The 9,464-nt window shown below is 68.6% G+C and carries 8 protein-coding genes and 1 pseudogene; 6 read left to right on the top strand and 3 right to left on the bottom strand.

Features of this window, described 5'->3' with window-relative positions:
- Window positions 1-937: 937 nt before the first annotated feature.
- Window positions 938-1,876 (top strand): annotated as a pseudogene (locus tag ON40_RS51205) (hypothetical protein); the annotation flags it as partial.
- Between the two features lie 395 nt (window positions 1,877-2,271).
- On the opposite strand, the gene ON40_RS18380 reads toward ON40_RS51205, so the two are convergent.
- On the bottom strand, window positions 2,272-3,093 hold the full coding sequence (locus ON40_RS18380) for an LLM class F420-dependent oxidoreductase (protein ID WP_040823923.1): 822 nt from the start codon (window positions 3,091-3,093) through the stop codon (window positions 2,272-2,274).
- Window positions 3,094-3,248: 155 nt separating this feature from the next.
- On the opposite strand from ON40_RS18380, the gene ON40_RS18375 reads away from it, so the two are divergent.
- Window positions 3,249-4,142 (top strand): HAD-IIA family hydrolase, encoded by an 894-nt coding sequence (locus ON40_RS18375; protein WP_040824616.1) that lies wholly within the window; start codon window positions 3,249-3,251, stop codon window positions 4,140-4,142.
- A 37-nt stretch (window positions 4,143-4,179) separates the two neighbouring features.
- On the opposite strand, the gene ON40_RS18370 is transcribed toward ON40_RS18375, so the two are convergent.
- Window positions 4,180-4,830, bottom strand: coding sequence for a YdcF family protein (locus ON40_RS18370; protein ID WP_063713029.1), 651 nt, complete (start codon window positions 4,828-4,830; stop codon window positions 4,180-4,182).
- A 352-nt stretch (window positions 4,831-5,182) separates the two neighbouring features.
- Between ON40_RS18370 and ON40_RS18365 the strand changes: the two genes are divergently transcribed.
- From ON40_RS18365 to recN, 4 genes are read left to right on the top strand one after another with little or no spacing between them, the layout of a single operon-like run.
- Window positions 5,183-5,470, top strand: a complete 288-nt coding sequence (locus ON40_RS18365) for a hypothetical protein (protein WP_051193226.1) — start codon at window positions 5,183-5,185, stop codon at window positions 5,468-5,470.
- A 1-nt stretch (window position 5,471) separates the two neighbouring features.
- The gene (locus ON40_RS18360) at window positions 5,472-6,287 is read left to right on the top strand and encodes a TlyA family RNA methyltransferase (RefSeq protein WP_040823918.1); all 816 of its coding nucleotides are present in this window, start codon (window positions 5,472-5,474) and stop codon (window positions 6,285-6,287) included.
- Window positions 6,284-7,270 carry an NAD kinase gene (locus ON40_RS18355; RefSeq protein ID WP_040823915.1) on the top strand — a complete coding sequence of 329 codons (987 nt, stop codon included), beginning with the start codon at window positions 6,284-6,286 and terminating at the stop codon, window positions 7,268-7,270. Before ON40_RS18360 ends, ON40_RS18355 begins: the two co-directional genes overlap by 4 nt.
- The gene (recN, locus tag ON40_RS18350) at window positions 7,248-9,029 is read left to right on the top strand and encodes a DNA repair protein RecN (RefSeq protein WP_040823913.1); all 1,782 of its coding nucleotides are present in this window, start codon (window positions 7,248-7,250) and stop codon (window positions 9,027-9,029) included. Before ON40_RS18355 ends, recN begins: the two co-directional genes overlap by 23 nt.
- Before the next feature lie 7 nt (window positions 9,030-9,036).
- Here recN and ON40_RS18345 read toward each other — a convergent pair whose 3' ends face one another.
- The gene (locus ON40_RS18345) at window positions 9,037-9,456 is read right to left on the bottom strand and encodes an SRPBCC family protein (RefSeq protein ID WP_040823910.1); all 420 of its coding nucleotides are present in this window, start codon (window positions 9,454-9,456) and stop codon (window positions 9,037-9,039) included.
- Between the last annotated feature and the right edge of the window lie 8 nt (window positions 9,457-9,464).

Below are 9,464 nucleotides of genomic sequence, written 5' to 3'. Positions count from 1 at the left end.
TCCTTTGCGAGAAGGGGACCCAGTCTTGGGTCCCCTTCTCTGCGTTTGCAACCCTGTGCCGCGTGGTCAGGGTGTCACCCGCACGTGATTCAATTTGAAATGTGCGGGTCGCTCCCGCAGGTCACACGTCAGTGCGTGCGCTGCGGCCGGGTACGAGCAGAAGTCGGAGAAAGGGACCACCGTGTCGGAGCAGAACGACGGTCGCAAACCGTTCCGCCGCAACGGCGGTGGCCAAGGGGCCGGTGGTGAGCGCCGCGACGAAGGTCGGCCGTACCCGCCGCGCGAAGGGCGCGAGGACGCCGGACGCGGTGAGGAACGTCGGTCCGGTGGTGGCTTCCGGCGCTCGGGTTCCGATCGCGAAGACTCCGGCCGTACAGAGTCGAAGCGCCCTTACGAGCAGAACCGCGGTGGATTCCGGGATCGCACCGGCGGCTCCGGTCGCGGTGGTTCCGGCGACCGAGAAGGCGGCGAACGCGGCGGTTTCCGTCGCGGCGGGTCCGATTCCGATGACCGTGGTGGTTTCCGCCGCGGTGGTTCCGACCGTGGTGATCAGGGTGGTTCGGACCGTGGTGACCAGGGTGGTTTCCGACGTGGTGGATCGGACCGCGGTGACCAGGGTGGTTTCCGACGTGGTGGATCGGACCGCGGTGACCAGGGTGGTTTCCGACGTGGTGGTTCCGACCGTGGTGACGAGGGGGGTTTCCGGCGCGGATCGGATCGGGAGGACCGAGGTGATCGCGGCGGGTTCGGTCGGACCGGGGATCGGCGTGATTCCGGTCGGCCGAGCGGTGCGGGCCGTGACGACCGGAGAGACCGGGACCGTTCGGCGGGTGGATACCGCGGTGGTCCGGGACGTGAGGACGCGCGTCGCCCCGATCGTCAGGGTGGGGGTCCGCGACGGGACGCCGATCGTCCCGGTAGTTACGACCGCGGCCCGGGGCGAGGCGATCGCCGAGGACCTGCTCGTTCGTTCGAGGACGATCGTGGGCGCCCGGAGCCTCGACGCGGTTCGGATCGGCCTCGAGGCGATGATCGCGGACGCGGCCAGGGCGGCGGTTTCCGGCGTGACGATGCCGATTTCCGTGGCGAGGGTGGTGGCGGGCCGGGTAGCGACCGTGGCGCTGGTTCGGACCGTCGCCGTGGCGGGGAAGGTGCGCAATTCGGAGCCGGAGGGCGCGGCGCCGACCGTCGTCCGCCACGGCCCGAAGAGCCCGCGCTCCCCGAGGACGTGCAGGCAACGGATCTGGATTCGAGTGTTCGGCGCGATCTGCTGAGCCTCGACAAGGGCAATGCCGAGACCGTCGCCCGCCATCTGGTGATGGCCGCGCGTCTGATCGACGACGAACCGGAACTCGCGCTCGAACATGCCCGTGCCGCGCGGCAGCGCGCCGGGCGGATCGCGGTGGTCCGCGAGACCGCCGGTGTCATCGCCTATCACGCGGGTGAATGGGCCGAGGCGCTCTCGGAGCTGCGTACCGCGCGGCGGATGTCCGGCGGTGCAGGTCTGCTCGCGGTGATGGCCGACTGTGAACGCGGCCTGGGTCGTCCGGAACGGGCGATCGAACTCGGCCGCAGTGACGAGGCCCAGCAACTGACCGCGGACGAGGCCACCGAGTTGCGGATCGTCGTCGCCGGCGCCCGGATGGATCTGGGCCAGTACGACCAGGCCGTGGTGACTCTCCAGACGCCGGAACTGGACCCGGCGCGCGTCGGCCCGGCTTCGGCCCGGCTGTTCTACGCGTACGCCGAGGCACTGCTGGCTGCCGACCGTTCGGACGAGGCGCTGAAATGGTTCTTCAACGCCGCGGCCGCCGACGTCGAGGGCGATACCGACGCCGAGGAGCGTGCCGAGGAACTCGCCGCCGGATATGACGACGAGTTCGACGAGGGCGAGATCGTCCCGGGCGGCTTGGGCCGCGACAGCGACGACACGGATCCCACGGACGCCACCCCCGACGACGACAAGCGCTGACTTCACGCAGGTAGCGCTTGCTCGCCCCGTCTCCTCCGGCCGACGGGACGAGGCAGCTCCAATGTGCTTCGTCGCCGAGTCGTCTTCGGCTGATGGTGCGGGGCAACACGGATGTGCTTGGTCGCCGGGTGTCGTGGGCTGATCGTCAGCTCGGATGTGGCTGGTCACGGGGTGTCTCCGGCTGACTGGACGAGGCAACTCCGGTGCCGGCTCGCTTCGCCTCGGCGAGCAAGACAAGATGTTCCAGTTGCACGGTGCTGTCGTGTCTTCGGTGCTGGCGACTGGCGACGGCACCGAACCTATTCGGCGTACCTCGCGGCCAACGTCGCCAATTGGTCCAAGGCGCGCAGCGTGTCGGCTTCGGGGGCCGTGTCGAGTCTGAGGGTTACGCGTTGTGAGCCTGCCTCCGCGTAGGCGTCCAATACTGCGGGGTCCGCCGGAGCCGGAGTGATCATGATCGGCAGACCGGTTGTGCGGAATTCGGCGAGTTGTTCGGTAACGGCCGCCGGGGTGTCGACGCCGTTGGGGATCCAGCCGACGCCGAGGCGCGTCGCGCGATCTCGCGCGGCAGCACCGCCGCCGATGAAGATGGGCGGATGGGGCCGTTGGACGGGTTTGGGCCACGCATAGATCGGATCGAAATCGATGAATCTGCCGTGGAATTCGGCGGTCTCCTCGGTCCAGATCCCCTGGAGGGCAGCCAGCTGCTCGTCCAACAGCGCACCGCGTGTGCGGGGGTCGGTGCCGTGATCGGCCATTTCCTCACGGTTCCAGCCGACACCGACGCCGAAGACGACGCGGCCACCGGAGAGCAGATCCAGGCTGGCCACCTCCTTGGCGGTGTGGATGATGTCGCGCTGGATCAGCAGGGTGACGCCGGTGCCGAGAATCAGTCGATCCGTCGCGGCCGCGATCGCACCGAAGGCGACGAACGGATCGAGCGTGCGGTAGTAGTACCGGGGTAGCTCGCCGCCGCCCGGATAGGGCGTTTTCCGGCTTGCCGGGATATGTGAATGCTCGGCGAGGAACAGCGATTCGAATCCCCGCTCTTCGAGTGCCCGACCGAGTGCGGGACCGGCGATTCCTTCGTCGGTCAGAAAGGTGTTGACTCCGATCTTCATACGAAGGCCGAACCAGCGACCGCGTGCCGGTATTCCGCGTAGTCCGGCGGTTCGTGCGAGTCGAGCCGGGCTCGGGCGGACCAAGTAGGCTCGGGCAGTCCGGGTAACGTCCCGGCGCGAGCGTATCGGTGGAGATGAAGGTGGTGCGGGCTGTCGTGACGAGGTTGCGGGATCGGTTCGAGGCTCTGCTGCTGGATCTGGACGGCACCCTGTATCGGGGGAACGAGGTGATTCCCGGTGCGCCCGAGGCGCTTTCGGGTGATCATTCGGCGCAGGCGCTGATGTACGTCACGAACAATGCGAGCCGGTCGGCGGGGGTGGTGGCCGCGCATCTGAGCGAGCTGGGGTTCCTCGCCGATGCGGATCAGGTGGTGACCAGTGCCCAGGCGGCGGCGCATCTGCTGGCCGATCGGCTGCCGCCGGGGGCGAGTGTGCTGATCGTCGGTGCGGATGATCTGGCCGCGGAGGTCGAACGTGTCGGGTTGCGCCCGATTCGACGGTTCGGCGACGACGTGCCCGCCGCGGTCGTGCAGGGCTATTCGCCGCAGATCGCGTGGCCGGACCTGGCCGAGGCCGCTTATGCGGTGCGGGCCGGTGCGTTGTGGGTGGCCGCGAACACCGATGCGACATTGCCCACCGAACGCGGGCTGGCCCCGGGAAACGGCGCGATGGTCGCCGCACTGCGGACCGCCACCGACGCCGAGCCGATCGTCGCGGGTAAGCCGTACGCACCGTTGGTCGAGGATGCGCTCACCCGCGCGGGATCCCGCTCGGCCCTGATCGTCGGCGACCGCCTCGACACCGATATCGATGGCGCGCTGTGTGTGAACCTGGAATCCTTGCTCGTCCTGACCGGCGTCAGTACTCTCGCCGATGTCGGTGCGCGGTCCGCCGATCGTCTTCCGACCTATGTGTCCGGCAGCCTGGATGCCCTGAATCATCCTGTGGTGCACGATGATCCGGTCCGGCACAGTGACGGTGACCTGGTGGAGCAGCTGTCCGATCGCCTGCACCGCCATCCCGGTAAGGCCATCCCGATCATCGGTTAGTGCCGCGTGCGGAAGTAGTCGGGTCGGTGTGCCGGTGCTATTCGGTTCGCCGGAGGTCGAGTTCACCGAGGGCGCGTACGACCATGCGGCCCGCGTTGCGGCGAGCGATGGCGGCGAGTTCGTGGACGGCGGTGGGGGTTTTCAACCACCATGCTTCGAACGGCCGGTAGTCGGCGGCGGGGGTCAGGCGGGCGGCGAGGTCGGGGCGTTGCAGGTGAAGGTAGCGGCGGGCGCGGGCGGCGTGCATGGGGGAGGAGACGATGGCGATCCGGTCGGCGTGCTCGATCAGCGGAATCGTGAATTCGATATTCTGCCAGGTAGTCTCGGCCTCGGTCTCGGTGCGGATGGATTCGGCCGGGATGCCCAGTCGCTCGTGCGCGTAGCGCGCCATCACCTCGGCTTCGACCCACGGGCCCTTGACCGCGCCGCCGGAGAACACGACGAACGCACCGGGCGTCATCGAGCGAGCGGCGATCCGGCAGCGCCACCGCTGCAGCGGGTGCGTGCTGCCGTCGGCGCGAGCGGGGAATCCCAGAACCACGAGAGCGTGCGTGCCGTGACCGGTATCGGGCCGTGTACCGAGATATCGGCGCGCGGCACGCCAGTGCATCCACTCGGATCCGCTGACGATCGCCGCCGCGATCGCGACGGCACACCCCAGAATTGCGCCCACTCCCTTGGTTCGCATGGGGTCATTGTGCCAACAAGCCGCGCGCTCGCGGCTCATCCCGGGAACGTCGCGCGGTGCGGAGGAAGTGGTCTCGGAGCGATCAGTGTGCGGCGACAGTGGATCAGACCGCGGCGGCCAAGTTCAGAGTGGAGGCCAGTCCTCCAGGCAGAAATACGAGCCCGGCATGCCCCATCATCGAGGACATCTGGATCACGCTGCCGGCGCGATTCATGCGCGGAACGGCGGATTTGTTTCGACAAGGTCTTGTGTCAAGGGGTCCTGTCCACTGCTCTGGTCGGCGTATGCGCGCTCGACCTCGAACCCCGCCTGGTACTCGTCGAATCGTGTCTCCGGTAGCGTTGTCGGCACCATGACTACGCCGATGTCGCATACGCCCGTGCCCAGCGGGCCTCGGCCGGGAGTGCCGCTGCCCGGTCAGCATCTGCAGGGCGCCGATCCTGCGGGGTTCGCCGATCCGGCGTCCGTGCGTGCGCAGATCGACGAGCTGATGTCCGAACTGCGGGCCGGATCGCGTGAGACCGATACCGGTGGTGCGGAATCGGCGAGTGCGGGAGCCGAGATCACCCGACGTGCCCGTATTCTGGAGCAGGCGCACGATGTGCTGGTCCAGGCTCTGACGACGGTGGACAAGATCTGAGGTGGCCAAGCGCGCTCGGGTGGACGCGGAACTGGTTCGCCGTGGTTTGGCACGCTCGCGGGAGCATGCGGTCGAGCTGATCGGTGCGGGCCGGGTATTGATCAACGGTTCGGTCGCCTCGAAACCGGCGACGGCCGTCGAGGCGGGTACACCGCTGCTGGTGCGGGAGGAACCGGACGAGGTGCGGTGGGCCTCGCGCGGTGCGCACAAACTCCTCGGCGCGCTCGATGCGTTCGAACCGCGCGGCCTGACCGTCGCCGGTCGCCGATGCCTCGACGCCGGTGCGTCGACCGGGGGATTCACCGATGTGCTGCTGACGCGCGGTGCGCGCGAGGTGGTCGCGGTGGACGTCGGCTACGGCCAGTTGGTGTGGCGGTTGCAGACCGACGAGCGGGTGCGGGTGGTCGACCGGACGAATGTCCGCGCGCTCACCCCGGACGCGATCGGCGGACCTGTCGAGGTGGTCGTCGCGGACCTGTCGTTCATTTCGCTGGGGCTCGTCCTGCCCGCGCTGGCGCAGTGCTGTCTGCCCGGTGCGGACCTGCTGCCGATGGTCAAGCCGCAGTTCGAGGTCGGAAAGGACCGAGTAGGCTCCGGCGGTGTGGTGCGGGACCCTGCGTTGCGTGCCGAATCGGTGCGGGAGGTGGCCGCGGCGGCCGCCGCCCTCGGTCTGCGCACCCGCGGGGTGGTGGCGAGCCCACTGCCCGGACCGTCCGGCAATGTCGAGTACTTCCTGTGGCTGCGCCGGGAGGATGACGATGCAGAGGTGGATGTGACTGCGCTGGTACAGCGCGCGGTGGAGGAGGGCCCACAGTGAACCGGGAGATTCTGCTGGTCGCCCATCCCGGCCGTCCCGAACTCACCGAGACCGCGCATCGGGTGGCGAAGATCTTCTCCGATGCGGGCATCGGTCTGCGCCTACTCGCGGACGAGGCGTACAGCACCAAACTCGATTGCGACGAGAGCGCCGAACCCGACGGATATCCGGTGCGGGCGGTCCCGCACGGGCCCGATGCCGCGGTGGGGTGCGAGATGGTGCTCGCCCTCGGCGGGGACGGCACGTTCCTGCGTGCGGCGGAGATGGCGCGTCCGGCGCGGGTGCCCGTGCTGGGAATCAATCTGGGCCGCATCGGATTTCTCACCGAGGCCGAGGCCGAGCACATCGATGAGGCGCTGGCGCAGGTGGTGCGCGGGGATTACCGCCTCGAGCAGCGGATGACGATAGATGTCAGTGTCCGCGTGGATGATGTGGTGGTGGAACGGGGCTGGGCACTCAACGAGGCCAGTATCGAGAACGCCGTCCGGATGGGCGTGCTGGAATTGGTGCTGGAGGTCGACGGGCGGCCGGTCTCACAATTCGGGTGTGACGGGGTGCTGATCGCGACCCCGACCGGATCCACGGCCTACGCCTTCTCCGCGGGTGGTCCGGTGGTGTGGCCGGAACTCGAAGCGTTGCTGGTGATTCCGAGCAATGCGCACGCGTTGTTCGCACGACCGCTGGTGACCAGCCCGGATTCCCGGATCGCGGTGGAAACCGTTGCGACAGGGCATGATGCGGTGGTATTTCTGGACGGCCGCCGCACCCTGGCGCTGCCGCGCGGTGCGCGTTTCGAGGCGGTCCGCGGGGACGAGCCGGTGCGGTGGGTGCGGCTGGATTCCGCGCCGTTCACCGATCGGATGGTGCGCAAATTCCAGTTGCCGGTGACAGGATGGCGAGGCCGTCGGCCGGAGCGCACCCGCTCGGGCGATAGCGAACACCGCCGAACGGAGAGCACGAGTGCTGACAGAGATACGGATTGACGGTCTCGGCGTCATATCCACCGCCACAGCGCAATTCCATGCGGGGTTGACCTGTCTGACCGGTGAGACCGGCGCGGGCAAGACGATGGTGGTGACCAGCCTGCACCTGCTGGGTGGCGCGCGCGCCGATGCCGGACGGGTGCGCCGGGGCGCGGCGCGCGCGGTGGTGGAGGGCCGGTTCACCATCGAGGAGGTGCACGACGCCGCTCGCGACGAGGTCGAGAAGGTCCTGGAATCGACCGGGGCGCAACGAGATGACGACGGCAGCATCATCGCGGTCCGCACTGTCGGCAGCGACGGGCGTTCGCGCGCGCATCTGGGCGGGCGCAGCGTGCCGGCGGCGGTGCTGGGGGATTTCACCGCGCCGCTGTTGACGGTGCACGGCCAGAACGATCAGCTGCGGTTGCAGCGGCCCGATCAGCAATTGCAGGCATTGGATCAGTTCGCGGGCGATTCGGTCGCCACTCTGCTGCGCAAATACCGCCTGGCTCGGCGCACCTGGTTGCAGACCCGCGGCGAACTGCTCGAACGCACCGCGCGCAGCCGCGAACTCGCTCTCGAAGCCGATCGGCTGAAGCATTCGCTCGACGAAATCGACGCTCTGGCACCGGAATCCGGCGAGGACGAGCGCATCGTCGCGGAGGTGCGGCGGTTGTCGGATCTGGATTCGCTGCGCGAGGCGGCGACCGGGGCGCACGATGCGCTGGCCGGTCCGGCCGATGCGCCCGGCGAGGGTTCGGGTGCGCTGGAGTTGCTGGGCGCGGCCCGCTCACGACTGGAGTCCGCACAGGATCCGGCGCTGAGCGATCTGGCTCCGCGCCTGGGCGACGCGATCTCGGTCGTGGTGGATCTGACCACCGAGCTCAGCGGTTACCTGTCCGATCTGCCCTCGGATCCCAACGCGCTGGATTCGCTGCTCAACCGGCAGGCCGAATTGAAAACGCTGACAAGGAAATACGCGCCCGATATCGATGGCGTGCTGGCCTGGGCCGCGGATGCGCGCGGGCGGCTGGATTCGCTGGACGTGTCCGAGGAGGCGCTGACCGCGCTGGCCGCGGAGGTCGAAGCCGCCGCCGATGACGTGCGCGAGGCCGCGCGCAAACTCACCGCCGCGCGCACCAAGTCGGCCAAGAAGCTGGCCGCCGCGGTGAGCACCGAACTGGGCGGGTTGGCGATGGGCCGCGCGAAACTCGAGGTGCAGGTGCGGCCGATGCCCGCCGGTGCGCAGGATTCCGCACCGCTGTCGGTGGGTGGCAAGGACTTACATGCCGGATCCAGCGGTGTGGACGAGGCCGAGTTCCGGTTGTCGGCGCATTCGGGGGCGCAGTCGCTGCCGTTGAGCCGCAGTGCCTCCGGTGGTGAGCTCTCCCGGGTGATGCTTGCCCTGGAAGTGGTGCTGGCCCGGTCCGAGCACGGCAGCACGATGGTTTTCGACGAGGTCGACGCTGGTGTCGGCGGGCGGGCCGCGGTGGAGATCGGCCGCCGGTTGGCCCGGCTGGCACGCACCCATCAGGTGATCGTGGTGACCCATCTCCCGCAGGTCGCCGCCTTCGCCGATACCCACCTGGTGGTGGACAAGGTCGACGACGGCAAGGGCGTCAACAGCGGCGTGCGCACCCTGACCGACGACGAACGCGTCAAGGAACTCGCCCGCATGCTGGCCGGTCTCGACGACACCGAGACCGGCCGAGCTCACGCGGAGGAACTCCTCGCCACCGCCAACGCCGAGAAGGACACCGCCACCTCGGCAGCCAGCTGACGCGCCGTTATTTCACCGCTTTACGTGCGGCTGAAAGGAATGGGTTGATCAGGCCGCGCAGGGCGAGTTCGGTGATGCGGTCGGGGACGGGGAGTTTCGGTTCGGAATCCATGCGGTAGGTGACCAGGGTGCCGCCGGGGGCGTCGGCGAAGGTGATGATGCCGACGTGTCGGCGGACGGGGGCGCCGGCGACGATCTTGTATTCCATGCGTTCGCCGGGAACCAACAGGGTGGTCTCCTCGGTGACGCCCACGCCGCCTCGGCCGACGACGAATTGTGCGCCCACGCCGGTGCGTTCGGTGTCGCCGGGCTTCTTCAGGGTGAATCGGACGGGCAGATAGCCGTTGAGGCTGTCGCGTTCGGTGAAGAGTTTGTAGACGACGTCGCGGGGAGCGGAAATCACCGTGTCGATCGTGGTGCTGGCCATGGGCGGAA

This window comes from Nocardia jiangxiensis NBRC 101359, from assembly GCF_000308615.1.
Taxonomy (GTDB): Bacteria; Actinomycetota; Actinomycetes; order Mycobacteriales; family Mycobacteriaceae; genus Nocardia; species Nocardia jiangxiensis.
This window is presented reverse-complemented; position numbering and strand designations above follow the sequence as displayed.